25 protein-coding genes are annotated in these 23,724 nt (G+C 74.2%); 16 read left to right on the top strand and 9 right to left on the bottom strand.

What is annotated here, in order from left to right; translation table 11 throughout:
- The first annotated feature begins 79 nt into the window (after window positions 1-79).
- Both ACFPZN_RS27635 and ACFPZN_RS27630 read left to right on the top strand, forming a co-directional pair.
- Window positions 80-247, top strand: a complete 168-nt coding sequence (locus ACFPZN_RS27635; protein WP_378285133.1) for a DUF3117 domain-containing protein — start codon at window positions 80-82, stop codon at window positions 245-247.
- A 176-nt stretch (window positions 248-423) separates the two neighbouring features.
- A complete protein-coding gene (locus ACFPZN_RS27630) occupies window positions 424-1,899 on the top strand; it encodes a leucyl aminopeptidase (RefSeq protein WP_378285132.1) in 1,476 nt (491 codons plus the stop codon).
- A 55-nt stretch (window positions 1,900-1,954) separates the two neighbouring features.
- Here the strand turns inward: ACFPZN_RS27630 and ACFPZN_RS27625 are convergent, their stop codons facing one another.
- Window positions 1,955-2,584, bottom strand: coding sequence for a hypothetical protein (locus ACFPZN_RS27625; protein ID WP_378285131.1), 630 nt, complete (start codon window positions 2,582-2,584; stop codon window positions 1,955-1,957).
- 11 nt (window positions 2,585-2,595) lie between these two features.
- Window positions 2,596-3,198 carry an O-methyltransferase gene (locus ACFPZN_RS27620; RefSeq protein WP_378285130.1) on the bottom strand — a complete coding sequence of 201 codons (603 nt, stop codon included), beginning with the start codon at window positions 3,196-3,198 and terminating at the stop codon, window positions 2,596-2,598.
- Between the two features lie 254 nt (window positions 3,199-3,452).
- On the opposite strand from ACFPZN_RS27620, the gene sigE reads away from it, so the two are divergent.
- The 5 genes from sigE (at window position 3,453) to ACFPZN_RS27595 (ending at window position 8,989) form a co-directional block, all read left to right on the top strand.
- Complete coding sequence (gene sigE, locus ACFPZN_RS27615) at window positions 3,453-4,235, top strand: RNA polymerase sigma factor SigE (protein ID WP_378285129.1); 783 nt, start codon at window positions 3,453-3,455, stop codon at window positions 4,233-4,235.
- A gap of 51 nt (window positions 4,236-4,286) precedes the next feature.
- Entirely contained in the window at window positions 4,287-4,985 is a 699-nt protein-coding gene (locus ACFPZN_RS27610) for an anti-sigma factor family protein (RefSeq protein ID WP_378285128.1), read from the top strand.
- Window positions 4,982-6,295, top strand: coding sequence for a sigma-E factor regulatory protein RseB domain-containing protein (locus ACFPZN_RS27605; protein WP_378285127.1), 1,314 nt, complete (start codon window positions 4,982-4,984; stop codon window positions 6,293-6,295). Before ACFPZN_RS27610 ends, ACFPZN_RS27605 begins: the two co-directional genes overlap by 4 nt.
- A gap of 221 nt (window positions 6,296-6,516) precedes the next feature.
- Complete coding sequence (locus tag ACFPZN_RS27600; protein ID WP_378285126.1) at window positions 6,517-8,487, top strand: S1C family serine protease; 1,971 nt, start codon at window positions 6,517-6,519, stop codon at window positions 8,485-8,487.
- Between the two features lie 139 nt (window positions 8,488-8,626).
- The gene (locus ACFPZN_RS27595; protein ID WP_378285125.1) at window positions 8,627-8,989 is read left to right on the top strand and encodes a sec-independent translocase; all 363 of its coding nucleotides are present in this window, start codon (window positions 8,627-8,629) and stop codon (window positions 8,987-8,989) included.
- A gap of 198 nt (window positions 8,990-9,187) precedes the next feature.
- Here the strand turns inward: ACFPZN_RS27595 and ACFPZN_RS27590 are convergent, their stop codons facing one another.
- The gene (locus ACFPZN_RS27590; RefSeq protein ID WP_378285124.1) at window positions 9,188-10,327 is read right to left on the bottom strand and encodes an Mrp/NBP35 family ATP-binding protein; all 1,140 of its coding nucleotides are present in this window, start codon (window positions 10,325-10,327) and stop codon (window positions 9,188-9,190) included.
- Between the two features lie 59 nt (window positions 10,328-10,386).
- On the opposite strand from ACFPZN_RS27590, the gene ACFPZN_RS27585 reads away from it, so the two are divergent.
- On the top strand, window positions 10,387-10,929 hold the full coding sequence (locus ACFPZN_RS27585; protein WP_378285123.1) for a MarR family winged helix-turn-helix transcriptional regulator: 543 nt from the start codon (window positions 10,387-10,389) through the stop codon (window positions 10,927-10,929).
- Here the strand turns inward: ACFPZN_RS27585 and ACFPZN_RS27580 are convergent.
- Window positions 10,880-11,377 carry a DUF1003 domain-containing protein gene (locus ACFPZN_RS27580; protein WP_378285122.1) on the bottom strand — a complete coding sequence of 166 codons (498 nt, stop codon included), beginning with the start codon at window positions 11,375-11,377 and terminating at the stop codon, window positions 10,880-10,882. The two genes, ACFPZN_RS27585 and ACFPZN_RS27580, sit on opposite strands and share 50 nt — an antisense overlap.
- A 71-nt stretch (window positions 11,378-11,448) precedes the next feature.
- Complete coding sequence (locus ACFPZN_RS27575) at window positions 11,449-12,795, bottom strand: magnesium transporter MgtE N-terminal domain-containing protein (protein ID WP_378285121.1); 1,347 nt, start codon at window positions 12,793-12,795, stop codon at window positions 11,449-11,451.
- 198 nt (window positions 12,796-12,993) lie between these two features.
- Here ACFPZN_RS27575 and ACFPZN_RS27570 point away from each other — a divergent pair, with 198 nt between their 5' ends.
- A complete protein-coding gene (locus tag ACFPZN_RS27570) occupies window positions 12,994-13,587 on the top strand; it encodes a carboxymuconolactone decarboxylase family protein (protein ID WP_378285120.1) in 594 nt (197 codons plus the stop codon).
- Window positions 13,584-14,537, top strand: coding sequence for an RNA polymerase sigma-70 factor (locus ACFPZN_RS27565; protein ID WP_378285119.1), 954 nt, complete (start codon window positions 13,584-13,586; stop codon window positions 14,535-14,537). Before ACFPZN_RS27570 ends, ACFPZN_RS27565 begins: the two co-directional genes overlap by 4 nt.
- A gap of 72 nt (window positions 14,538-14,609) precedes the next feature.
- On the opposite strand, the gene ACFPZN_RS27560 is transcribed toward ACFPZN_RS27565, so the two are convergent.
- Entirely contained in the window at window positions 14,610-15,215 is a 606-nt protein-coding gene (locus ACFPZN_RS27560; protein ID WP_378285118.1) for a hypothetical protein, read from the bottom strand.
- A gap of 43 nt (window positions 15,216-15,258) precedes the next feature.
- Here ACFPZN_RS27560 and ACFPZN_RS27555 point away from each other — a divergent pair, with 43 nt between their 5' ends.
- Complete coding sequence (locus ACFPZN_RS27555; protein WP_378285117.1) at window positions 15,259-16,200, top strand: HpcH/HpaI aldolase/citrate lyase family protein; 942 nt, start codon at window positions 15,259-15,261, stop codon at window positions 16,198-16,200.
- A 603-nt stretch (window positions 16,201-16,803) separates the two neighbouring features.
- Entirely contained in the window at window positions 16,804-17,862 is a 1,059-nt protein-coding gene (locus ACFPZN_RS27550) for a CPBP family intramembrane glutamic endopeptidase (RefSeq protein WP_378285116.1), read from the top strand.
- A 15-nt stretch (window positions 17,863-17,877) separates the two neighbouring features.
- On the opposite strand, the gene ACFPZN_RS27545 is transcribed toward ACFPZN_RS27550, so the two are convergent.
- Both ACFPZN_RS27545 and ACFPZN_RS27540 read right to left on the bottom strand, forming a co-directional pair.
- Window positions 17,878-18,540: a hypothetical protein gene (locus ACFPZN_RS27545; protein ID WP_378285113.1), complete on the bottom strand. Its 663-nt coding sequence runs from the start codon at window positions 18,538-18,540 to the stop codon at window positions 17,878-17,880.
- Between the two features lie 42 nt (window positions 18,541-18,582).
- Window positions 18,583-18,972, bottom strand: a complete 390-nt coding sequence (locus ACFPZN_RS27540) for an NUDIX hydrolase (protein WP_378285111.1) — start codon at window positions 18,970-18,972, stop codon at window positions 18,583-18,585.
- 108 nt (window positions 18,973-19,080) lie between these two features.
- Here ACFPZN_RS27540 and ACFPZN_RS27535 point away from each other — a divergent pair, with 108 nt between their 5' ends.
- The 4 genes from ACFPZN_RS27535 to ACFPZN_RS27520 all read left to right on the top strand — a co-directional run bounded on the left by ACFPZN_RS27535 (window position 19,081) and on the right by ACFPZN_RS27520 (window position 22,338).
- On the top strand, window positions 19,081-19,728 hold the full coding sequence (locus ACFPZN_RS27535) for a DUF6758 family protein (protein WP_378285109.1): 648 nt from the start codon (window positions 19,081-19,083) through the stop codon (window positions 19,726-19,728).
- Between the two features lie 28 nt (window positions 19,729-19,756).
- The gene (locus ACFPZN_RS27530) at window positions 19,757-20,608 is read left to right on the top strand and encodes a PHP domain-containing protein (protein ID WP_378285107.1); all 852 of its coding nucleotides are present in this window, start codon (window positions 19,757-19,759) and stop codon (window positions 20,606-20,608) included.
- Between the two features lie 98 nt (window positions 20,609-20,706).
- Entirely contained in the window at window positions 20,707-21,417 is a 711-nt protein-coding gene (locus ACFPZN_RS27525) for an MBL fold metallo-hydrolase (RefSeq protein ID WP_378285106.1), read from the top strand.
- A 33-nt stretch (window positions 21,418-21,450) separates the two neighbouring features.
- Window positions 21,451-22,338 (top strand): RecB family exonuclease, encoded by an 888-nt coding sequence (locus ACFPZN_RS27520; protein WP_378285105.1) that lies wholly within the window; start codon window positions 21,451-21,453, stop codon window positions 22,336-22,338.
- Window positions 22,339-22,719: 381 nt separating this feature from the next.
- Here ACFPZN_RS27520 and ACFPZN_RS27515 read toward each other — a convergent pair whose 3' ends face one another.
- Complete coding sequence (locus ACFPZN_RS27515) at window positions 22,720-23,628, bottom strand: oxygenase MpaB family protein (protein ID WP_378285104.1); 909 nt, start codon at window positions 23,626-23,628, stop codon at window positions 22,720-22,722.
- Window positions 23,629-23,724 lie beyond the last annotated feature (96 nt).

The following is a 23,724-nucleotide window of genomic DNA, read 5'->3' as shown; positions in this document are numbered from 1 at the left end:
ACGCGGATGCGACAGGCGGCCACGCGGCCAACGGTGCCCGGAGGCCCCACGCGGCCCTAGGCAGGAAGGGGATGCACGCATGGCGGCGATGAAGCCGCGGACGGGAGACGGTCCGCTCGAAGTGACCAAGGAGGGGCGCGGAATCGTCATGCGTGTCCCGCTCGAAGGTGGTGGTCGCCTAGTGGTCGAGCTGTCCGCCGACGAGGCCAAGGAGCTCGGCGAGGCGCTCAAGGCAGTCGTGGGCTGACCCCGGCGGCGGGGCCCGGCGCCAGGCGGCGCCCGAACGCTCGGACCGCCGGCCCCCGCCCGCCGCCGGGCCGGCACCCGTGCGAACCCGCGCCCGTGACTCGAGCCCGCGAGCCCGCGTACGCGGGCCCGGGCGCCGTTGACCGTCGTCGAACCAGATCAGGGGGGACCACTGCCATGCCCATCGAGACCCGCGTCCGGGAAGCCGGGACCGACCTCCTGGAGGCGGCCGGCCGGCTGGGCGCCGAGGTGCTGGCGGTCCCCGTACGGCCCGGCCCGGCGGCGCCCCCGACCGCGGTCGCGGACGCGCTTCCCTGCACGCTGGACGAGCTGCTCGCCCTGCACCGTGCCAAGGGCGAGGCGGGGGAGATCGTCTCCACCTCGGCACGGATCGGCGACAAGCCGCGCGAGCTGCTGCTGTACGGCGTCGGCGAGGGGAGCCCGGCCGAGCTGCGCCGGGCGGGCGCGGCGCTGGCCCGGCGCGGCCGGGGCCGCACCGCCCTGGTCGCGCAGGCCCCGGACGCCGCGCCGGCCGGTCTGGCCGCGTTCGCCGAGGGCGCCCTGCTGGGCGCCTACACGTTCAAGATCGGCACCGCTCCCGGCCGCGCCGCCCTGGCGACCCTGGCGCTGACCGGCGACGACCCCGGCGCCCTCCGGGACGCCGCCGAGCGCGGCACCCGGATCGCGGGGGCCGCCGCGCTGGCCCGCGACCTGGCCAACACCCCCTCGGGGGAGAAGGACCCGTCCTGGCTGGCCGGGCGCGCCGAGGAGATCGGCGCGGAGGCCGGCCTGACGGTACGGGTCCGCGGCGAGAAGGAGCTGGCCGAGGGCGGCTTCGGCGGCCTGCTGGCGGTGGGCTCGGGATCCGCCCGCCCGCCCCGCCTGATCGAGATGTCCTACCCGGGCGCCGGCGGCGGGCGGCACGTGGTCCTGGTCGGCAAGGGCATCACCTTCGACACCGGCGGCCTGTCGCTCAAGCCCAACGAGGGCATGAAGACCATGAAGACCGACATGGCCGGCGGCGGCGTGGTCATGGCGGTCATGAGCGCGCTGCGCGACCTCGGCGTGCGCGACCGCGTCACCGGGCTCGTGGCCGCCGCGGAGAACATGCCCTCCGGCTCCGCGATGCGGCCCGGCGACGTGATCACCCACTACGGCGGCACCACCTCCGAGGTCCTCAACACCGACGCCGAGGGCCGGCTGGTGCTGGCCGACGCGCTCGCCTACGCCGACGCCGAGCTCGACCCCGACGTCGTGGTCGACGTGGCCACCCTGACCGGCGCCGCCAAGGTCGCGCTGGGCCTGCGGCACGGCGCGCTGTTCGCCCGCGACGACGACCTCGCCGGGGCGCTGGCCGAGGCGGGCGCCGCGGCGGGCGAGCCGGTCTGGCGGCTGCCGCTGGTCGAGGACTACCGGAAGGCCATCGAGTCCGACGTCGCGGACGTGGCCAACATCGAGCGCCGCGGCTTCGGCGGCGGGTCGATCATGGCCGCCCTCTTCCTGCGCGAGTTCACCGGCGGCCGCCCGTGGGCGCACCTGGACATCGCGGGCCCGGGACGGTCGACGTCCGACGACGGCGAGCTGACCAAGGGCGCCACCGGCTACGGCGCCCGCCTGCTGCTGGCCTGGCTCACCGGCGCCGCCGCGTCCTGAACGGCCTGGGGCGGTATCGGGCGTTCCCGGGCGGTCCGGGGCGTCCGGCCGCCGGTCACTTCTTCCGGCGGTCGACCACCGGGATCTCGTGGCGGCGGCGGGCCTGCACCACGACCTCCTTCAACGGGACGTCCCAGCCCCGCTCCACCTCGAAGCACCAGGCCGCGGCCTCCGCGGTCGCCGGGACGTCGGGGAGAGTGAGCGCGATCAGCTGGGGCCGTTCCGCCGTCCGGGCCATCTCCAGCAGCTCGCCGGACGGCAGGAACACCAGGAAGTCCTGCTCGCCCCGGCGGGTCCCGGCCATGCCGCGGCGCACCGCCGCCATCGCCGTGACCCGCGACCAGGGAAGCAGCCGGTCGCCGCTGCGCGGCATCGGCCAGCGGGCGGGGCGCCGCACCCCCTCGTCGGTCAGCTCCAGCAGGGGCCGCCGGCCGAGCAGCTTCCCGAACGCGCCCAGCAGGCCCGCCCCGAACACCACCAGCCCCAGCGCGCCCAGCACGACGAACACCGCGCTGCCCGTGCCGGCGCCGCGGATCAGCCCGCTCCCGACGAACCCGGCCGAGGCCACGACCAGGACCAGCATCGCGATCAGCTGCCCCGAGTCGCGCCAGGTCGCCTTGATCCGGACCTGGAACGTCGTCTCGGGGGGCGGCGTCGCCGTGTCGTTCTCGGCCGGTTCGCTCATGGCCGGGGACTCTAGTCGCGTTTGACCGCGCAGAGCAGCCCGTCGCCGACCGGCAGGAGCAGCGGCACCAGCCGCTCGTCCTCGCGGATCATGGTGTTGACCTCGCGGATCGCCCGCGTGTCCGGGTCGCGCTGGGACGGGTCGGCCACCCGGTGGTGCCACAGCGCGTTGTCGAAGGCCACCACCCCGCCCGGGCGCAGCAGCCGCAGCGCCGCGGTCAGGTACTCCGGGTACTCGCTCTTGAGCGCGTCGCAGAAGACCATGTCGTAGGCGCCGTCGGTGAGCCGCGGCAGCACCTCCAGGGCCCGCCCGGTGATCATCCGGGTGCGGGAGGCGCCCAGCCCGGCCTCGGCGTAGGCGTGCTTGGCCAGCCGCTGGTGCTCGGGCTCCACGTCCACGCTCGTGAGCACCGCGTCCCTGGCCATCCCGCGCATCAGCCAGATGCCCGAGACCCCGCAGCCGGACCCGACCTCCACGACCGTGCGCGCGCCGATCAGGGACGCCAGGAAACGCAGCGCCGCCCCGCCGCCCGGGCCGATCGGCGCGGCACCGACCTCCTCGCCGCGCCGCCGTGCGTTCAGGAGCGGCTCGTCCTCGGGAACGAATTCCTCCACGTAGGCCAGGGTGGCCTGAATGGCGTCGATGGCTGCCTCCTCGCGGGACCCCCGCCTGGCTCATGCTGGAAAGACCATATCGCTGGTCGGGAACCACCCGGCCGTTCAGCGCGTTGTAGCCAATGACCGCGTCCACCCGTCAGGGGGGACGAGAACTTGATAGTCGAACTCGGTACAGGACCGCCCCAGCCCAGGCGCGACCGTGTCGTTCCCAAGCGACAGCATTGGCCATCAGAGAGGAACAGCCCGGCACCATGGGAGTCGCAGCACTGACATTTAAGGGCGCGGTGGGGGTCGGTCCCCGGCAGGGCGGTGGGCTTTCCGCCGCGACCGGACGTGGCCGGGCGGCCGCGGCGGCGCGGGAGAACGCCCCCGACGCCGAGTGGGCGCCGCCCTCCTGGGACGAGGTGGTCCGCGAGCACTCCGGCCGCGTGTACCGGCTGGCGTACCGGCTGACCGGCAACCAGCACGACGCCGAGGACCTCACCCAGGAGGTCTTCGTCCGGGTGTTCCGTTCACTGTCGAACTACACCCCGGGCACGTTCGAGGGCTGGCTGCACCGGATCACCACCAACCTGTTCCTCGACATGGCGCGGCGCCGCCAGCGCATCCGGTTCGAGGGGCTGGGCGACGACGCCGCCGAGCGGCTGCAGGGCCGCGAGCCCACGCCGGCGCAGGCGTTCGACGACCGCAACTTCGACGCCGACGTGCAGGCGGCGCTGGACGCGCTCGCCCCCGAGTACCGCGCGGCCGTGGTGCTGTGCGACATCGAGGGCCTGTCGTACGAGGAGATCTCCGCGACGCTGGGCGTCAAGCTCGGCACCGTGCGCAGCCGCATCCACCGGGGGCGGGCGCAGCTGCGGGCCGCGCTGGAGCACCGCGCGCCGCGCCGCCGTACGGCCGCCGCCGAGGTCGCCGGGGCCACCGCCGCGATCGCGACGGCCGCGACCGGGGCGACGGCCGCGACCGGCGTGCCGGGGGAGATCGCCGGGGCCACCGCCGCGGCCGCGTTCACGGGGGCGCCGGAAGGCGCGTGACGGCCGGGTCGAGAGACTGCGCGAGACTGGATCGGATCAATAAGGAGCCGCGTGAGTTGTCTGGGGGAGCGTCTGACCGCTCTGGTCGACGGTGAGCTGGGGCACGAGGAGCGTGATCGTGCGCACGCCCATCTCGCGGTCTGCGAGCGCTGCCGGTCGGAGGCCGACTCGCTGCGCAAGCTGAAGGGCCGGCTGCGCGGTCTCGGCGGCCTCCCGCCGAGCGACGGCGCCGACGACCTCCCCTCCGGTGACTTCATGGCCCGGCTGCGCGGCCTGGCGCAGCCCGAGGGCGGCGGCCTCCCGGGCGAACGCGGCCTCCCGGGCGAGGGCTCCCCGGGTGACCGGCGCCGCGATCACGACGACTTTCCGGGGCGGCGCGGCCCCGACGACGCGCCCTCGCCGGCGCCGCGCACGCGCCCGCAGCGGGGCCTGGGAGCCTCGTCGACATCGGCGCGCCCCCGTGACAACCGCCCCGCGGGACGGGTCGCCCTCGCGCCCGGCGGCGGGCGCGGAGCGGGCGCCGTGGCGGTCCGCCGGGGCTCCTCGCGCCGCTACCTGGCCGTCGGCGCCGCCACCCTGGTGATCGGGCTCGGCGCCGCCTCCTACGCCGCGGGCGGGCAGGCCGAGGTGCCCACCGTCAGCCCCGCCTTCGACCGGTTCGCCGTGGAGCACGCGCTGACCTCGGGTGATGTGCCGATGACGGATCCGGTCGACGGCGCCACCCCGGTGCCGTCCGTTCCGGAGCCGTGATCGGGCGGACCCCGGCCGGGTGGCCAGGGCGGCGGATGCGGGTCGCGCTGGTGTGCGGGCTCGCCGGGGCGGTGACGCTGGCCGCCGCGCTGGCCGGCGACACCCGCGAACGGCGCGTCCGCAACGATCCCGACGCGGTCCGCCTCTTGAGGGCGGCCGCGGACGCGGCGCTGCGCGTGCACTACGAGGGCACCCAGTTCCTCACCACCTGGAACGCCTCAGGGCCCGCCACCCACCGGGTCAAGGTCGAGCACACGCCCGGCGACGGGACGTATTTCACCCCCGATCCCGCCTCCGGTTCGTCCACCCCCGCCGGCCCGCAGGACCTGCCCGGGTCCGGGCAGCCGGCGGCCCCGCAGTCGCAGGCCCCGAGGCGCGTCGGCGCCTCGGCCGCGCCCGGCGCGGAGGCGCCGTCCGCGGCCGGTGCGCGACCGGAGGCCGGGCGGGCGTACCAGCCCGACACGCTGCCCGTGTGGGGCGGTTCGGTGGGCTTCACCGCCGAGATCCTCGGGCTGCTGATCCGCAACTACGCGGTCGTCCGCGGGCCCGAGGCCGTCGTCTGCGGACGCCGCGCCCGGGTCGTGGAGGCCCGCCGCGCCGACGGCACGGCCGCCGGGCGCTTCTGGATCGACGCCGCGACCGGGCTGATGCTGCACCGCGAGATGATCGACGGCCGGGGCCGCGCGGTCGCCGCGACGGGCTTCAGCGAGCTGCGCGTGTCGCCGGCCGGCGGGGGCGGGAACGAGCCGCTCGCGATGGCCGGCACGAAGACGCCGGTGCCGTCGGCACGGCCGTCCGCGTCGGTCCCCGCCGCCCTTCCCTGGGCCGACCGGCTGGAGGACGAGGAGCTGGCCGTCCTGCGCGACCAGGGCTGGCCGGTTCCGGGCGCCCTGCCCGGGCGGCTCACCCTGTACGACGCGCGCCGCCCCGCGTCCAAAGAGAAGCGCCCGGGGCGATCGGCCTCGGGCGCCGGGGGCCGCGACCGCGCCGGGGGCGGTGTCGTCCACCTCAGCTATTCCGACGGCGTGGCCGCGGTGTCGGTGTTCGTCCAGCGCGGCACCCTCGACGAGACCGCGTTCTCGGGATGGCGGCGCACCGCCTCCCGCGGGCGCACGGTGTTCCGGCGCGATTCCCTCCAGCGCTGGGCGGTCTGGGAACGGGACGGCTATGTTTTCACGGTCTTGACCGACGCCCCGGAGGACACGGCCGACTCCGTGGTCGCCGCCCTCCCGCATGGCGAGGACGCCTTCCGGGCCCGGCTGGGACGCGGTTTCCGCAGGTTGGTGTCCTGGATCAACCCGGTCGGCTGAAAGGGCCGAGATGTCCTTCTGGTGGAATTGTGCGAATTGAGGCGCCGTGCGGGGAATGATGTCATGGAGCCCATCGCGGGGCGCGCGCGTCACAGCCAGTGGGAACGCGCAGTAGGACAGGTCCGCAGGAAACGGGGACTCGGGCCTTTTATGCTCATCACACGCCCCGCTGGGCAGGATGAGCGCGATGACGAGGACCATGCTCGGTAGGAGAGATGGGGATGACGGAAGAGAGCCGCGAGCCGGTCAGGGGGACGTCGGACGATGACGACCTCGCCCCCGGTCGCGGGCACGGCCGCCAGGACGCCCCGGGTGCGGGGTCCACGGCCGGTGCCCAGGAGGTCGTGGACGGTCCCCAGCAGGCCGGTGGCCTCGACGACACGCCGGTGGACGACCCCCCGGCCTCCGGGGCGGGGGCCGGTCTGAACCTCGGCAAGGACCGGAGGCCCGAGGACGACCCGCCCGGGCAGGGCGGTCCCGGCGTGGCCGACCAGCTGGTCGCGGGCTTCGCCCCGCCGGACTCCTTCACCCGTGACACCGACATCCCGGGCCCGCCGCCCGCCACCGCCTTCGACCAGCCGCTCCCCGGCGCCTCCGGGGGCCCGGGCGGTCCTGGAGGCCCTGGCGGTCCCGGCGGTCCCGGAGCGCCGGGCGGTCCCGGAGCGGGGGAGCCGGTCGGGCACGAGATGGTGCCCGACGGGATCGTCCCGGACGGCCCGGTGCCCGACGGCCCCGTGCCGCCCGCGCCCGGCCCCGGCGCCGGACCCGGCCTTGAGCAGGGGAGGCCCCGGCCCGGTTTCGTACCGCACGGCTACGAACAGCAGGACCCGCGGATGGCCGCGGCCCACCAGCAGCCCGGCGACCCCCGCGGGGGAGGCCAGGGCACGCCCTACGGGTGGCCGCCGCAGCAGTCCCACCAGCAGCCTCCGCCGCTCGCCGGGCGTCCCCCGGGCGGGCCGCCCCCGGGTGCCGGGCCGATGGGCCCGCCGCCCGGCGGTCCCCGGCCGATGGGCGTCCCCGGCGGCCCGCCCGGGGCGCCTCCCGGCTCGCCCAACTGGGCCCCGGTGCCCGCGCTGCCGTCGGCCTCGCGCGGCGGTCCCGGCCTCGGCGTCCTCGCCGTGGTCGTGCTGATCGTGGCGCTGGTGGCCGGGGGCCTGGGCGCCGGCATCGGGGTGATGGCGGCCGACGGCGAGGCCCCGGGCTCGGTCAGCCTCGGCGGCGGCGACGGCTCCGGCCAGGTCAACCGGCCGCCGGACTCGGTCGCCGGCGTGGCCCAGAAGGTCCTGCCCAGCGTCGTGATGATCAGGGTGTCGGCGGGCGGCGAGGGCGGTACCGGCGGTACCGGCTTCATCGTCAACGGCGGCTACATCATCACCAACAACCACGTGGTGGCGCAGGGCGGCGACATCCAGGTCGTGTTCAACGACAAGAAGACGCTGCGCGCCACGGTCAAGGGCCGCGACCCCCGCTCGGACATCGCCGTGCTCAAGCCGGAGGGCCAGCACTCGCTGCCGCCGCTGACGCCCGGCAACTCCGACCAGCTGGCGGTCGGCGACCCGGTGATCGCGATCGGGTCCCCGCTGGGCCTGCAGGGCTCGGTGACCACCGGCATCGTCAGCTCGCTGAACCGGGCCGTGCCCACCGGCGGCGAGGGCGGCGGCGAGACCACCTTCCTCAACGCCATCCAGACCGACGCGGCCATCAACCCCGGCAACTCCGGCGGTCCGCTGGTCGACGCCAAGGGCCGGGTGATCGGGATCAACACCGCGATCGTCAGCCTGGGCGGCGGCGGGGGCGGGCTGCCCGGCCAGGGCGGCCAGGCCGGCAACATCGGGCTGGGCTTCGCCATCCCGATCAACCAGGGCAAGCGGGTCGCCGAGTCGATCATCAACACGGGCAGCGTCAAGACGGCCATGATGGGCGTCGTCCCCGACCCGCGCTACCAGCAGGGCGGCGCGCGGATCATCGACCAGGCGACCGGCGGGCAGGAGCCGGTCACCAAGAACGGCCCGGCCGACCGGGCGGGCCTGAAGCCCGGCGACGTGATCACCAAGGTGGACGGCCGTCCGATCGAGGACGCCACCGACCTGATCGCGCTGATCCGCAGCAAGGCTCCCGGGGACCGCCTCAAGGTGACCTACCAGCGCGGCGGCCAGGAGAGCACCGTGGACGTGACGCTGACCGCCGGCTGAGCGATCCCGCCGGACCGGCCCGATCGGTCGGTCCGGCGCGATCGGGCGGAGCGACCGGCGGCGTGATCGCCGGAGCCGGATACGCTGGGGGGACCGGGCCGTTCAGGGCCGGCCCCCCTTGGTGTTCGTGGAGGTCGAGTTGTTCGACGTCGGACTGGGCGAGATGCTGGTGCTCGTCGTGCTCGCCCTGGTCATCTTCGGGGACAAGCTTCCCCAGGCCGCCGGTCAGGCGGGCCGTGCGCTGCGGCAGCTGCGCCAGATGGCCAACAGTGCCAAGGCCGATCTGCAGGAGGGGCTGGGGCCGGAGTTCAAGGACTTCGACGTCGCCGACCTCAATCCCAAGACCTTCGTCCGCAAGCACCTCCTCGAGGACCATCCCGACGATGACGTGCGCTCCAACGTGAAGCGCGACGGAATCTTCGACGACGAGCCCGAGTACGCGGGTGTGCCGGGAGGCCTGGAGTACGGCGAGCGCCCGCCGTTCGACAACGAGGCGACCTGACGCCCGAGGCCGCCCCCGAAGGCCCCTGACACCCGAGGACGCCCCTGGAGGCCCTGGAACGTGAGGGCTCCTGGAACGCGAGGCCTTGGAACGCGAGGCCCTGACGTGGGGCCCTGAACGTGGGCCCCTGGAACGCGAAGCCTGAGGAGCCCCTTTTCGGGGGCTCCGGCCACGGGCGTCGTTGGTGTTCGGGACGGGTCAGCGGCGCTTGGGACTGAGGCCCAGCGACATGCCCGCCAGGCCGCGGGAGCGTCCGCCCAGCGTGTCGGCCATCGTGCGCAGCTCCTTGGCCGCCTCGGCGTCGGGGTCGGACAGCACCAGCGGGGTGCCGTTGTCGCCGCCCTCGCGCAGCCGGGCGTCGATCGGCACCTGCCCCAGCAGCGGGACCCGGGTGCCGAGCGTCTTCGTCAGCGCGTCGGCCACCGTCTGCCCGCCGCCGGAGCCGAAGAGCTCCTGCCGCTCGCCGCAGTGCGCGCAGGTCAGGTACGACATGTTCTCGATCACGCCGACCACCTGCTGGTGGGTCTGCGCCGCGATCGCCCCGGCCCGCTCGGCCACCTCGGCCGCCGCCTGCTGCGGGGTGGTGACCACCAGGATCTCCGCCGAGGGCAGCAGCTGAGCCACCGAGATCGCGATGTCGCCGGTGCCGGGCGGCAGGTCCATCAGGAGGATGTCGAGGTCGCCCCAGTAGACGTCGGCGAGGAACTGCTGCAGCGCGCGGTGCAGCATGGGGCCGCGCCACACCACCGGCTGGTTCCCGGCGGTGAACATGCCCACCGAGATCACCTTCACGCCGTGCGCGGACGGCGGCATGATCATGTCCTGGACCTTGGTGGGCGGGGCGTCCACGCCCAGCATCCGCGGCACCGAGTGGCCGTAGATGTCGGCGTCGACCACGCCCACCCGGCGGCCCTGCGCGGCCAGCGCGGCGGCCAGGTTGACGGTGATCGAGGACTTCCCGACCCCGCCCTTGCCGCTGGCCACGGCGTACACCTTGGTCAGCGAGCCGGGCTTGGCGAACGGGATCTCCTTGGCCGGTTCACCGCCGCGCAGCTTGGTCTGCAGCGCCTTGCGCTGCTCCTCGCTCATCACGTCCAGGTCGACCGCGACCGACGTCACACCTTCCAGCCGGGAGACGGCCTGGGTGACGTCGCGGGTCAGCGTGTCCTTCATCGGGCAGCCGGCCACGGTCAGGTAGATGCCGACGCGTACCGCGCCGCCTGGCGCGATGTCGACACCCTTGACCATGTCGAGCTCGGTGATGGGCTTGCGGATCTCGGGATCGTTCACCGTGGCGAGCGCCTCGGTCACCTGCTCCGTCGTCAACTGGGAGGCCATGCCCCCATGGTATGAACTGACCGGCCGTGGTCGCGAACCCGGCCCGCTACGATCGTGTCGTGACCATCCCTGGCGGTTCCCTTTCCGCCGAGGAACTCGCCGTCTGGCGTGCGATGTTGCGCGCCCAGGCGCGGATCTCCCGGCGGCTCCAGGCCGATCTGCTGGCCGAGCACGACCTCGCGCTCGCCTCCTACGACGTGCTCACCCGGCTGGGGGAATCGGCGGGCGGGCGGCTGCGGATGAACGACCTGGCCGACCGGGTGCTGCTGTCGCGCAGCGGCCTGACCCGCCTGGTCGACCGGATGCAGCGGGAGGGCCTGGTGGAGCGGGAGTCCTGCGCCAGCGACGCGCGGGGCCTGTACGCCGTCCTGACACCGCGGGGCAGGGCGAAGCTGGACGAGGCGGGGCCCACCTACCGGCGCGGCGTCCAGGACTCCGTGCTGAGCCGCCTCGACGAGGACGACCTGCGGACGCTCGCCCACGTCATGGGCAAGCTCGCCGACGACCAGCCCCCGCCGGGCGGCGATCCTTCCGCGGCGGGCGGCAGGGCGGTCACGACAGCGTGGGATGGGACTCCTTGCGCTCCCCGTCCAGCTCCTTGAGCATCTGCTGCAGCTCCGAGCGCAGGAAGTCGCGGGTCGCCACCTCGCTGATCGCCAGCCGCAGCCCGGCGATCTCCCGGGTGAGGTACTCGGTGTCGGCGATGCTGCGCTCGTTCTGGGAGCGGTCCTGCTCGTACTGCACCCGGTCGCGGTCGCCCTGCCGGTTCTGCGCCAGCAGGATCAGCGGCGCCGCGTACGACGCCTGCAGCGACAGCATCAGCGTCAGGAATATGAACGGGTAGGGGTCCCAGCGCAGCCACGACGGCGCCAGGATGTTCCAGCCGATCCACACCGCCACGAACGCGGTCATGTAGACCAGGAACCGGGCGGTGCCCAGGAACCGGGCGAAGACCTCGGCGAGCCGTCCGAAGGACTCCGGGTCGTAGTGCGGCCGCGGCAGCAGGGTGCGGCGCAGTTCGCGCGGCTGGTCCAGGCGTGGCGTCGTCATCAGTGCGTTCCCCGAGTCGTCGTGCCGGTGGTCGGTCGATCGGCCGATCGAGTGATCAGCTGATCGAGTGATCAGGTGGTCAGGCCGGAGCGGCCGCCGCGCAGCGCCTCCTCCTCGGGGTCGGCGACGGCCTCGGCGGTGGCGTCCATCACGTTCTCCCGCCAGTCCGCGGGCAGCAGGTGGTCGAGGACGTCGTCGATGGTGATCGACCCGAGCAGGTGCCCGTTCTCGTCGACGACGGCGCCCGCGGCCAGGTTGTAGGCGGCCAGGTACATCGCCACGGCCTGCAGTGAGACGGCGGGCCGCAGCGGGTCCAGCTCGCTGTCCACGATCCCGCTGACCAGGGTCGGCGGGGGCTCGCGCAGCAGCCGCTGGAAGTGCACGGTGCCCAGGTAGCGGCCGGTGGGCGTGGCGGTGGGCGGGCGGCACACGTACACCTGGGCGGCCAGCGCGGGGTTGAGGTCGGGGTTGCGGATCCGGGCCAGCGCCTCGGCCACGGTCGCGTCCGGCGGCACCACCACCGGCTCGGTGGTCATCAGCCCGCCGGCGCTGTCGTCGGGGTAGGTCAGCAGCCGCCGCACCGGGGCCGCCTCCTGCGGCTCCATCAGGGTGAGCAGCCGCTCGCGCTGCTCGGTGGGCAGCTCGCCGAGCAGGTCGGCGGCGTCGTCGGGGTCCATGGCCTCCAGCACGTCGGCGGCCCGGTCCACCTCCAGCCGGCCCAGGATCTCGATCTGGTCGTCCTGCGGCAGCTCCTCCAGGACGTCGGCCAGCCGCTCGTCGTCCAGCGCGGCCGCGACCTCGCTGCGCCGCTTGGCGGTCAGCTCGTGCACGATCCCGGCCAGGTCGGCGGGCTTCATCCGCTCGAACGCGGCGATCAGCCCGGCGGCGCCCTGGCCGTGCTCGACGGCGGAGAAGCCGTGCACCGCGTCCCAGTCGATGACCATCGTCTCGCCGCCGGGGCGGCGCAGCGGGGTGCGGCCGCGCCCGGGGCGGCCGTTGCGCCCGCCCTTGATGCGGCGCACCGCGACCTTGCTGACCAGCCAGTCCCGGGTGCGGGTGGGCTCCATCGCCACGTCCACGACCGCGACCGGGTCGTCGCCCTCCACCAGCCGGACGGTGCGGTCCAGCATCTCGGCGATCACCAGTGTCTCGGACTCGCGCTTCTCGAAGCGCCGCACGTTGAGGCGGCCGTCGAACACGATCGCGTCCGCCTCGATCACGGTGACCCGGGTGATCGGCAGGAACACCGGCCGGCGCGGCGAGACCTCCACCACCAGCCCGAGGACCCGCGGCGGCCGGGAGCCCAGGCGCAGCGCCACCACGACATCGCGGACCCGGCCCACCTGGTCGCCGGCCGGGTCGAACACGGCGATCCCGGCGAGCCGCGCGATGAACACCCGCGCCGGAACTCCGGTCATGGGACGGAGGTTACCCACGATCACCGAGGTCATCCGATCCCCGCCGGGGGACGGGCGGGGGTCGGGCGGGGAACGGGTACATGGCGGGGGGACGGCGCGCGTGCGGCTTCGCGGACGCGTGTCACATCCTCGGGCCCGGCCGCGTCCTTGCTGGTGACGTCCCGCGAAGGACGCGGGGACTGCGAAACGGAGGACGTCATGGCCCGCATCTCCCTCGATCCGCCACGGACGCTGCGCTACCGCGTCGGCTCCTGGTTCTTCCGCCGCAAGTTCGGCACCGACCTGGACCCGGGCCGCGCGATGGGGCACCACATGGGCGTCTCCACCGGGTACGCGACGATGGAGATGCAGGCGCTGCGCTGGAAGGCGGTGCCGCACCGGCTCAAGGATCTGGCGGTGATGGCGGCCGCGGTCAGGATCGGCTGCTCGTGGTGCGTGGACTTCGGCACCTGGGAGTCCACCACCCACGGCGTCCCGCTGGAGAAGCTGGAGGCCGTCCCGCACTGGCGCGACAGCGACCTGTTCGACGAGGACGAGCGCCTGGTGATGGAGTACGCGGAGGCGATGAGCGCCGACCCGCCCGAGGTGACCGACGAGCTGACCGCCGCCCTCCGCCGGTACCTGGACGAGCGGCAGCTGGTGGAGTTGACGATGATGGTGGCGCTGGAGAACCTGCGCTCGCGGTTCAACGCGGCGGCCGGGCTGACCGGCCAGGGCTTCAAGGACCGCTGCGAGATCCCGTCCGGCCCCGGGCGGGACGGAGGACGCGGCAGGGAGGCGGCGCGGTCGTGAACGAGAAGCCCGGCGGGGGCCAGGAAGGCGGTGCGGTCATGGGCGAGGAGCCCGGCGGGGGACCGGACGCGGTGTTCCAGGAGCATCGCAACCTGCTGTTCGCGGTCGCGTACCGGATGCTCGGCATCGCGGCCGACGCCGAGGACGCCGTCCAGGACGCCTGGCTCCGCTGGTCGGCGGCGGACCGGTCGGGGGTCGCCGATCCCCGCGCCTACCTGGTGCGGATCACCACCAACCTGGCGCTGGACCGGCTCCGGTCGGCGCAGGCGCAGCGCGAGTCGTACGTGGGCCCCTGGCTGCCCGAGCCGATGCTGACCGCGCCGGACGTCGCCGAGGACGCCGAGCTGTCGGAGTCGGTGTCGATGGCGATGCTGGTGGTGCTGGAGACGCTCAGCCCGCTGGAGCGCGCCGTCTTCCTGCTGAAGGAGGTGTTCGGGTTCCCGTACGGGGAGATCGCGCAGGCGCTCGACCGTTCCGAGACGGCCGTGCGGCAGCTGGGGACCCGGGCCCGCAAGCACGTGGAGGCGCGCCGTCCCCGGTTCGAGACCGACCGGCGGGCGCGGCGGGAGGCCACCGAGCTGTTCCTGGAGGCCTCCCTCGGCGGGGACCTCAACAAGCTCATGGAGGCGCTGGCGCCCGACGTGGTGCTGTGGACCGACGGCGGCGGGAAGGTCAGGGCCGCGCGGCGGACGATCCACGGCGCGGCGAAGGTGGCGCGCTGGGTGGTCGCCGTGACGGGCCTGCCCTACGCGGGGGTCCGGCCGGAGGACATGCGGCTGCGGTGGGCCGAGCTGAACGGCCTGCCCGGCCTGGTGCTCGACGGACCGGACGGCCCCATCGCCACGATCACCCTGGAGGTCGACGGCGAGGGCCGGATCGCCGAGATCCACATGGTCGCCAACCCCGACAAGCTCCGCGCCATCAGCGCGAACAGCGAGCTCCCGATGTGAACCGGGGACGGCGGGGAAACGGGAAGCGGGGAAGTGGGGGCGGGGAAGCGGGGGCGAAGCGGCGCGGGCGGGTCAGCGGTCGACGCGGCGCTTCTTCCCGCCCAGCAGCCGCGGCGGGGGACCGGCGGTGGTCGCCGGGCTCGGCACCGGCCGCACCACGGCGTACCCCTCCGGCCGGTCGTGCGGCCCCTCGATCACCTCGCCGGTCGGGGTGAGCCGGACGATGTACGACTCCTCCGCCCAGCGCACCAGCTGCCCCTCGTGGGTCTGGGCGTTGAGGCGGTCCTTCATGAGCAGCGGGGCGACCTCGTCCCACAGCCCGGTGCCCGGCTCGACCCGCTCGCAGGCGGCGACGAACGAGATCAGCCGCCCGCCCTTGTCCTTGCTGCGCAGCGTCACCGGCACCCGCTCCGCCTCCGGCAGGCCCGGCAGCGGCTGCTCGCCCTCGCCGCCGGTGAGCACGTAGGCCGAGCCGTCGTGCCACAGGTGCCAGGCGGCGCGGGGCTGGGGGAGACCGGGCAGGTCGAGCCACAGCAGCCCCGACTTCTTGGCCGCCTCCTCCACCAGCGCCGTCCAGCTCCGCCCGGCGGACTCCTTGGACTCCGTGGACTCCCCGGACGGCTCCCCGGCCCGCTGGTCGGCGGGGTCGGCGGCGGCGTCGCTCGTACCGGCAGGCATACCGGCAGCGTGCCACAAAACGGCGGTGGATAGCATCCGGGCCATGCGCTCGCGACGTACCACCCTTGCGGTCCCCGGCAGCAACCCCCGTTTTATCCAGAAGGCCCAGGGCCTCCCGGCCGACGAGATCTTCCTGGACCTCGAGGACGCGGTCGCGCCCAGCGCCAAGGAGGAGGCCCGCAAGAACGTGGTCGCCGCGCTCAACGAGGGTGACTGGACCGGGAAGGTCCGCGTGGTGCGGATCAACGACCTGGAGACGCACTGGGCGTACCGCGACGTGATCGAGGTCGTGGAGGGCGCCGGCGCGGCCCTGGACTGCGTGATGCTGCCCAAGGTGCAGGACCCGTCCCACGTGCAGTGGCTGGACCGGCTGCTCACCCAGATCGAGAAGGCGATGGGGTACGAGCCGGGCCGGATCGGGATCGAGGCCCAGATCGAGGACGCCCGGGGCATGGTCGCCATCGACGCGATCGCCGCGTCCTCGCCGCGGCTGGAGACCCTGGTCTTCGGGCCGGGCGACTTCATGGCCTCGATCAACATGAAGACCCTGGTGGTGGGGGAGCAGCCGCCCGGCTACACCGAGGGCGACGCCTACCACTACATCCTGATGCGCATCCTCATGGCCGCCCGCGCGAACGACCTGCAGGCCATCGACGGGCCGTACTTCAACGTCCGGGACGTGGACGCCTTCACGCGCGTGGCCCAGCGGTCGGCGGCGCTCGGCTTCGACGGCAAGTGGGTGCTGCACCCGTCGCAGGTCGACGCCGGGAACCGGGTGTTCTCGCCCGCGCAGGAGGACTACGACCACGCGGAACTGATCCTGGACGCCTACGACCACAGCACGCGGGTGGAGGGGCGCGGCGCCGCGATGCTGGGCGACGAGATGATCGACGAGGCGTCCCGCAAGATGGCGCTGGTGATCGCGGCCAAGGGCCGGGCCGCCGGGCTGGTCCGCACCTCGGCGTTCGAGCCGCCCGAGGCCTGACCGGTGCCTTGAGGGCCCCGGCCCGCGGGATCACTATCGGCACAAGCGTCGCCTTCCGGCACGTACGCTCTGTTACAGCGGAAGGGCCTTCGGGCCGCTGACCCAACAGGGAGGTCGCGCGTGTCGGATCCGGCGGACAACGGCTGGGCTCCGCCCGATCCCGGGCTGCCGGGTGAGAACGGCTCTCAGGGGCCCGCAGCGCCTCTGCCTCCCGCGAACCCGTCCCCGCCGTCCCCGGCACCGGCCTGGCCGGGACAGGGGCCGCAGGAGGGCCCTCAGGGCTGGCCTGAGATGGCTCCCGACACCCGCCCTGGCATGAGCCCTGGTCAGGGGCCTGGTCCGGGTGAATACCCGCCGCCCTACCCGCACCTCTACGGGGCTCCGCCCGGCACCCAACCGCATCCGCAACAACAGCCGTACCCGCACCCGCAGCAATACCAGTGGCACCCGCAGGCTCAGCACCAGCCCTACCCTCACCCGTACGCGCCTCAGAGCGGATATCCCCAGCCCTACGGCCCGCAGGGGATGCCCTACGCGGGCTATGGGGTTCCGGTCAAGCGCCCGTGGGACGTGCCGACTCCGCCCGGATCGCCGTACCACCGCATGGCCCGCACGGCGGTGCACCGCTGGTGGCGGCCCTGGGTGGGGACGCTCGCGATCCTGTTCGGCGGCTTCTCCTCGGTGATGGTGCTGGGCATCGGCGCGATGGTCATCGCGGCCGTGGTCACCGGCGAGGTGCCCGACGGGACCGGCTCCGGCACCACCATCCTCGGCAACGAGATCGCCGATCTGGGCTTCAACCTGGCCGCGCTGGCGGTCTTCCTGCCGTTCGCGATGCTGGTGCCCTGGTGGGTGCAGCGGCGCCGCCCCGGGACGGTGTCCTCGGTGGTCGGGCGGCTGCGCTGGCGCTGGCTGCTGGTCTGCGCCGGGCTGGCGCTGGCGTTCTGCGCGGTCTCGCTCGGCACGTCCTGGGTGGCGGGCCTGGCCGTGGACGACCCCGCACCGGCCGCCGAGCAGTGGGTCGGGTGGGAGCGCTTCCTGGTCGCCGCCGCGTTGATCGTGGCGCTGGTGCCGTTCCAGGCGTCCGCCGAGGAGTACGTCTTCCGCGGCTGGCTGCTGCAGGCCGTCGGGGCGTGCACGCTGGAGACCCGGCGGGGACGGGTCGGGCGGGCCCTCAGCGTGGTGTTCCGCACGCCCTGGCCGGGCATCGTGATCGGGTCGGCGCTGTTCACGTCAGGGCACGGCTACACCGGCTGGGGGATGCTGGACGTCTTCGTCTTCGGCGCGATCGCGGGCTGGATGACGGTGCGCAGCGGCGGCCTGGAGGCGGCCATCGCGCTGCACGTGTTCAACAACCTGATGGCGTTCCTGATCCCGGCCGCGGTGGGGCAGCTCGACATCGTGCAGGGCGCGGTGCCGTGGCAGTACGTGGTGGCCGACGTGATCCCGATGGTGCTGTACGCGGTCGCCGTGACGTGGCTGGTGAAGCGGCTGAGGATCCAGACCGTGGTGCCCGATCCCGACGCCGCCGCGCTCGCCTCGCCCGAGGCTCCGGCCCCTCCGGCCGGGCCGGAGGCGGAGCACGCGGGCGCGACCGCTCCCGGGGATCCGGTGGACGACGTGCCCGACGCCCAGATCAGCCCCGGAACCGGCTGGCGCTGACCGTCCGCCCCGGGGTCAGGGCTTGGCGGGGTCGGCGGGCGCGACCGGGACCCGGACGCCGTCGACCGTGACGGCCCCGGCGGCGGGCTTCAGCGCGGGCGCGGGACGCGTCGCCCGCCCTAGCGTGACGACGCCGACCTGGTCACCGCCGGGTAGCACGATCCAACCGCCGGCGAGCCGGGACCCCCGAACCGTCGAGGTCGCGCGGTACAGGCCCGCGGGCGCCTTCACGGCCCCGGCGCGGAAGGCGAACAGGCCGTCCTCGTCCAGGCTGGCCGCCCCGACCACGCTGTCGCCCTGCACCGACCCGGTGACCAGGCCCTCGGGTCCCTGCAGCCGGATCAGGCCCTCGGGGTGGATCCGGCCGCGCAGCCAGGCCTCCAGCCGCTCGCCGTCGCAGACGTAGGCGATCGCGGCGCCGTTCTGGACGGTGAGGGCCACCACCGCGCGGGAGTCTTTGACCCGGGCGGCGTAGGTGGTCGCGGGGCCCAAACTCGGCAGGCCGCCGGACGGCGACGGCAGGACGGTCCGCGCCGGCGCCGTGGGCGGCGGGGCTCCGGCGGGGCGGCCGGTCTCGTCCGGATCGGAGGAGACGGTCCGCACGAGCACGACGGTGCCGATGACGATGAGGGCCAGCAGGCCGGCGAGCAGTGCCGGCGGCGACCCCGTCCGGCGCATGGCTCCCCCGACCGCGGTGATGCCTTCGTCCGGCCCACCATCTCACAGCAGGCCCCACCCGCCCAGTGCGTCCAGGAGGCCGGGGGCGGCCGGGAGGGCGCGGAGCTCGGCGGGCGTGAGCCAGCGGGCCTCCGCCGCGTCGTCCCCGGCGCGCAGGGCGCCGCCCCGCACGGTGACCTCGTAGTCGTGGATCTCGTAGGTGACGCCGTCCGGGCCCGGCCGCTCCACCGTGCCCACCAGGCGGCCCACGGCCACCTCCAGGCCGGTCTCCTCGCGCATCTCCCGGACGACGGCGGCCTCGTCGCTCTCGCCCGGCTCGACCCGGCCGCCGGGCACCGACCACGTCCCGGCGGCGGGCGCGCGGCCGCGCTTGACCATCAGCAGCCGGCCCGAGCCGTCCCGGACGATTCCCCCTACGCAGCGCACGTTCACGTGCCCATTCTCCGTGCCCCCGCGCCCGGGCATTTTGTGCCCCTTTTCCGCCGGGTTGAGCTGGGACAACTTGACGTGAAGACTCCTTACACCGCACTGTTGGTAGCCATGAGGGCGGAGCCCACGTGCCCGCGCTGCGGCGGGCCGCTGCACGCGCCCAGCCTCTGGTCGAGCGACTGGAGCTGCGACGCTCACGGCGTGGTGCTGCCGAGGCAGCCGCCCCGAAGCCCCAGCGCCGAAGGGCTCGCCGCCGTCCTCCGCGAGGCCCGGGTGCCGGTGTGGGTGCCGTGGCCGCTGCCCCTGGGATGGCTTGTCACGGGCTTCTGCACGGTCGGCGACGACCGTACCGGGGCCCGCGCCTGCACGGTCGCCCTGTCCGGGCCGGGCCTGCTCCGCGGCCCCGCCGACATGCTCCTCATCGCCGAGCAGCCGGGGACGGGCCTGGGGGCCTTCTACGCGGGCCTGGACGCGCCCGATCCCGGCAACGTCTTCGAGGGCAGCCCGGCGGACGTCAAGATCGACGTCCAGGGGCCCACGGCGACCTGCGGGCACTCGGTCCCGATGTGGGCGGTGCCGTCCAAGCCCGACCGGGCCGTGTACGTGGGCGAGGCCATGGGCGAATGGCTGTGGGTGGTGCTGTGGCCCGCGGACGCCGGCGTCCTGATGCTGGAACGGCCCCACCTGATCGACCTCCGCGAGCCCGGCATGGAGGTCGACCTTCCGTACGGGGCGTTCAGCCCCCGCCTGGAGAGCTGACGTCACCGCTTCCTGGTAGATACGGGGCATGCGCATCGATCTGCACAGCCACAGCGACGCCTCCGACGGGATCCGGCCGCCCGCCGAGGTCGTACGCCGTGCGCGGGAGGCCGGGCTGGACGTGCTGGCGCTGACCGACCACGACACCGTCTCGGGCTGGGACGACGCCGCGCGGGCCCTCCCGGAGGGGCTGACGCTGGTTCCGGGCATCGAGCTGTCCTGCCGGTACGAGGGCCGCAGCCTGCACCTGCTCGGCTACCTCTTCGACCCGTCCGCCCCCGCCCTGGCCGCCGAGCTGACCGCCATCCGCGCGCACCGGGTGGACCGGGCCCGGAACATGGTCGACCGGCTGCGCGCCCTGGGCGCGGACGTCTCCTGGGACCGGGTGCGCGAGCTGGCCGGCGGCGAATCCGTGGGACGGCCCCACGTCGCCCGCGCGATGGTGGAGGCCGGGGTGGTGGCGTCCCTCGACGAGGCGTTCACCGGCGACTGGATCGCCGATGGCGGCAGGGCACACGTCGGCCCGTACCCGCTGGACCCGGCCCGCGCCGTCCGGCTGGTCCGGGAGGCGGGCGGCGCCTGCGTGCTGGCCCACCCGCGGCCGGGGCGGAGCGCCTACACCCTGGGCGACGAGGCGATCGAGGAGCTGGCGGCGGCCGGGCTGGCGGGGATCGAGGTCGACCACCCCGACCACGCGCCCGAGGACAGGGCCCGGCTGCGCGACCTGGCCGCCGGGCTGGGGCTGTTCGGCACGGGCTCCAGCGACTACCACGGCGAACTCCCCGACGACCGCCTCGGCCGCGAGACCACCGCCGTCCCCGCCTACGAGGCCCTCCTCACCTCGACCTCCGGCACCATACGACCACTCACGAGCACCTGAGCCCACGCCGGACCCGCCGGAGATCGTCCTGCCGCAAGGCGCGCCCGGACGATCTCCGGCGTCCCCATCCGGTGGACGGCGCGCGATAGGGTGCGGGCGTGGACGCGCGCATCGAACAGGTGGTGACGTCGGGGACGATCACCCTGGACGACACCGAGTACGACGTCGAGAACAACACCTACCTGGTCGGCGACGACGACGAGGTCATCGTGATCGACCCGGCCTACGACGCCGACGCCATCCTCAAGGAGGTCGGCGACCGGGAGGTCATGGCCGTCATCCTGACCGACGGCAACGAGCACCGCCTCGGCGTGGTGCTGGAGGTCGCCGCCGCCGGCGAGGACGACGAGGAGAACTGGGCGCCGATCGCCCTGCACCGCGCCGACCGGCTGCTGTGGCGCGACTACTTCGGCCGCCTCGCCAAAGAGGAGGAGGACGAGGACGACGCCAAGGCGCTGCGCTCGGTGGAGCCCGACATCTGGCTGGAGGACGGCGGCGTGTTCGAGATCGCCGACGCCCAGCTGGAGATCGTGCAGACCCCCGGGCACACCCCCGGCGCGGTCTGCGTGATCAGCGAGCAGCTCGGCGTGCTGTTCTCCGGCGACACCCTGCACCGCAACCGGCCCGGCTCCATCGGCGGCCAGTTCGAGGACCTGCGCAAGCAGCTCAACTCGATCGGGGCGCTGCTGACGCCGCTGCCCAAGGACCTGCGGGTGCTGCCGGGCCAGGGCGAGGAGACCACGGTCGGCGACGAGGACGCCCGCTGGGAGAGCTGGGGCGAGCTCGCCCGCGAGGGCGACAAGGACTGACCCGCTCCCCGCCTCCGACGGACGGTTCCTCTCATGGTCGCCGAGCAACTCGGCCTCGAAGGTATGCCGCAGCGGCTCTACACGTGCACGCCGTCACGGCTGAACAACTGGCTCGACTGCCCGCGCCGGTACCGGATGACCTACCTGGACCGGCCTTCGCCGCCCAAGGGACCGCCCTGGGCGCACAACAGCGTGGGCTCCAGCGTGCACAACGCCCTGGCCGCCTGGTGGCGGCTCCCCGAGCCCGAGCGCACCGTCGAGGCCGCCGGGTCGCTGCTGGCCCGCGGCTGGCTCACCGACGGCTTCCGCGACGACGCCCAGTCCGCCGAGTGGCGCGGCCGGGCCCGCGAGATGGTCGAGCGGTACGTCGCGCGCCTCGATCCCGCCGACGAGCCCCTGGGCGTGGAGCGCACGGTCGCGACCCGCACCGACCGGATCGCGGTGTCGGGACGCATCGACCGCCTCGACGCGCGCGGCGAAGAACTGGTCGTGGTCGACTACAAGACCGGACGGCACGTCCTGACCTCCGACGACGCCCGCGGCTCCCTGCAACTGGCGCTGTACGCGCTGGCCGCCGCCCGCGTGCTGCGCCGCCCCTGCCGGCGGGTGGAGCTGCACCACCTGCCCAGCGGCGAGGTCGCGGTCTGGGAGCACACCGACGAGTCGCTGCAACGGCATCTGCGGCGCGCGGAGCAGATCGCGGCGGAGGCGGCGGAGGCCGACGCCGCGTACCGCGAACGGCTGCGCCCGCCTGCGGTGCCGCGCCCCCGTCCCGGCGAGGGCGCCGCGGTCGACCACACCCCGTACGACGAGGCCTTCCCGCCCCGCCCCGGCGGCCTGTGCTCCTACTGCGACTTCGCGAGGCACTGCCCCGAGGGCCTGGAGGCCGCCCCCCGCAAAGACCCCTGGGCCGCTGTTTAGTTTTTGCATGCACGAGCTGCGCTCCTCGCCTGGCGGCTCGTCGCTGTGTTTATTGCGTTCGCGAGCTGCGCTCCTCGCCTGGCGGCTCGTCGCTTGTCGCGAACGCGGCGATCGCTGCATCGCTCCGAACTCGCCTTGACGGCTCGCTTCGCGATCAGGTTCTCGCTTCGCTCGAACCTGGCTTCGCACGCGATCGCAGCGCTTGAGCGACCGTTCGGGGCTGAGTCGACGGGCTGAGCTCGTCCGAAAGGGGAAGAGGCCGCGCGGTTCCGTGCCGCACGGCCCTCTTGGTTTTCGGTGGTCAGGCGTCGGAGGGTCAGTCCGGCTTTTTGCCGGGGAGTCGGAGGGGTCGCCACCCTCAGAGTGTTACTACCGTCTCTGTCAGGCGGATACGAGCGCTTCGCGCTCTTTCCAGCGGCGGGGGCTCTTGAGGCCGTAGAGGCCGTGGCTCAGGTCGTAGCCTTCGGCGGCCAGGCGGTGGCGGGCCCGGTCCAGCATGTCGCGGGTGGGCTTGGCGAAGGCGTAGTCGTGCATACGTTCCGGTACGGAGTTCATCGCCATCCGGAACGACCGCAAGGCGGTGGTGACGGCGGGCCGGGGGACTTCGGGCAGGGCTCCGTACATCTGGCGGGCCCAGTCCGGGAGCGTGTAGTAGCACAGGGCGCCGAAGGGGAACCAGCCGGGTTTGCCGGGGGCCAGGTACTTGAGGTTGTCCGGCATGGTGGGCCACATCAGGAACCGGACGGTGGCGGCGGCCTCCTCGGTGACGCGGAGCCGGGGCCGCATCTCGGCGAAGTAGGCCTCCATCTCGGCGACGCTGCCGGGGACGTCCTCGGCGTGCAGGCCGACGAGGGTGGCGCTGCGCCGCTGCTCGTCCAGGTAGCGGTCCGCCATGGCGTCGGTCAGGAGGAGTCCGGCGCGGCGGGCGACCTGGAGGTAGGAGTAGACCTCGGCGCAGTGCACCCAGAGCAGGAGTTCGGGCTGGTCGAGGCGTTCCTTCCTGCCGGTGTCGTGGTTGTGGATCCGCAGGCTGCGGTGGATGTCGCGGACGCGTCTGGCCGCGGTCTCCGCCTCCTCGGGGCTGCCGAAGGTTCCGATTCCGACGAAGTCGGACGTCCTCTGGAGCCGTCCGAAGGGGTCCTCCTGGAAGTTGGAGTTCTGCCAGACGCCCCACATGGCGACGGGGTGGAGGGCCTGCAGCATGAGGCCGCGCACCCCGCCCACCCACATGGACCGGTCGATGTGGACGCGCCAGGTGACGCTTTCCGGGGGCTGGACGGTCGCCGGCATGCACGCACCTCGCATCGTGAGACAAACTTCAGTAAGTGTGTCATTACACGGGCGCGCCCGCATCACCGGCCCCCGTGACAGGCGCGTCGGCGCAGG

Origin of the sequence: Actinomadura rugatobispora (assembly GCF_042656285.1) — a bacterium.
Classification (GTDB): Bacteria; Actinomycetota; Actinomycetes; order Streptosporangiales; family Streptosporangiaceae; genus Spirillospora; species Spirillospora rugatobispora.
The sequence above is the reverse complement of the archived record's forward strand: the minus strand, read 5'-3'. Positions and strand labels throughout refer to the sequence as shown.

Excerpts from the sequence above, each read along its gene's own strand:
- ACFPZN_RS27635 (WP_378285133.1), top strand. The coding sequence starts at position 80 with ATGGCGGCGATGAAGCCGCGGACGGGAGACGGTCCGCTCGAAGTGACC.
- ACFPZN_RS27630 (WP_378285132.1), top strand. The coding sequence starts at position 424 with ATGCCCATCGAGACCCGCGTCCGGGAAGCCGGGACCGACCTCCTGGAG.
- ACFPZN_RS27625 (WP_378285131.1), bottom strand. The coding sequence starts at position 2,584 with ATGAGCGAACCGGCCGAGAACGACACGGCGACGCCGCCCCCCGAGACG.
- sigE (WP_378285129.1), top strand. The coding sequence starts at position 3,453 with ATGGGAGTCGCAGCACTGACATTTAAGGGCGCGGTGGGGGTCGGTCCC.
- ACFPZN_RS27600 (WP_378285126.1), top strand. The coding sequence starts at position 6,517 with ATGACGGAAGAGAGCCGCGAGCCGGTCAGGGGGACGTCGGACGATGAC.
- ACFPZN_RS27590 (WP_378285124.1), bottom strand. The coding sequence starts at position 10,327 with ATGGCCTCCCAGTTGACGACGGAGCAGGTGACCGAGGCGCTCGCCACG.
- ACFPZN_RS27580 (WP_378285122.1), bottom strand. The coding sequence starts at position 11,377 with ATGACGACGCCACGCCTGGACCAGCCGCGCGAACTGCGCCGCACCCTG.
- ACFPZN_RS27575 (WP_378285121.1), bottom strand. The coding sequence starts at position 12,795 with ATGACCGGAGTTCCGGCGCGGGTGTTCATCGCGCGGCTCGCCGGGATC.
- ACFPZN_RS27570 (WP_378285120.1), top strand. The coding sequence starts at position 12,994 with ATGGCCCGCATCTCCCTCGATCCGCCACGGACGCTGCGCTACCGCGTC.
- ACFPZN_RS27560 (WP_378285118.1), bottom strand. The coding sequence starts at position 15,215 with ATGCCTGCCGGTACGAGCGACGCCGCCGCCGACCCCGCCGACCAGCGG.
- ACFPZN_RS27555 (WP_378285117.1), top strand. The coding sequence starts at position 15,259 with ATGCGCTCGCGACGTACCACCCTTGCGGTCCCCGGCAGCAACCCCCGT.
- ACFPZN_RS27550 (WP_378285116.1), top strand. The coding sequence starts at position 16,804 with ATGGCCCGCACGGCGGTGCACCGCTGGTGGCGGCCCTGGGTGGGGACG.
- ACFPZN_RS27545 (WP_378285113.1), bottom strand. The coding sequence starts at position 18,540 with ATGCGCCGGACGGGGTCGCCGCCGGCACTGCTCGCCGGCCTGCTGGCC.
- ACFPZN_RS27535 (WP_378285109.1), top strand. The coding sequence starts at position 19,081 with ATGAGGGCGGAGCCCACGTGCCCGCGCTGCGGCGGGCCGCTGCACGCG.
- ACFPZN_RS27530 (WP_378285107.1), top strand. The coding sequence starts at position 19,757 with ATGCGCATCGATCTGCACAGCCACAGCGACGCCTCCGACGGGATCCGG.
- ACFPZN_RS27520 (WP_378285105.1), top strand. The coding sequence starts at position 21,451 with ATGGTCGCCGAGCAACTCGGCCTCGAAGGTATGCCGCAGCGGCTCTAC.
- ACFPZN_RS27515 (WP_378285104.1), bottom strand. The coding sequence starts at position 23,628 with ATGCCGGCGACCGTCCAGCCCCCGGAAAGCGTCACCTGGCGCGTCCAC.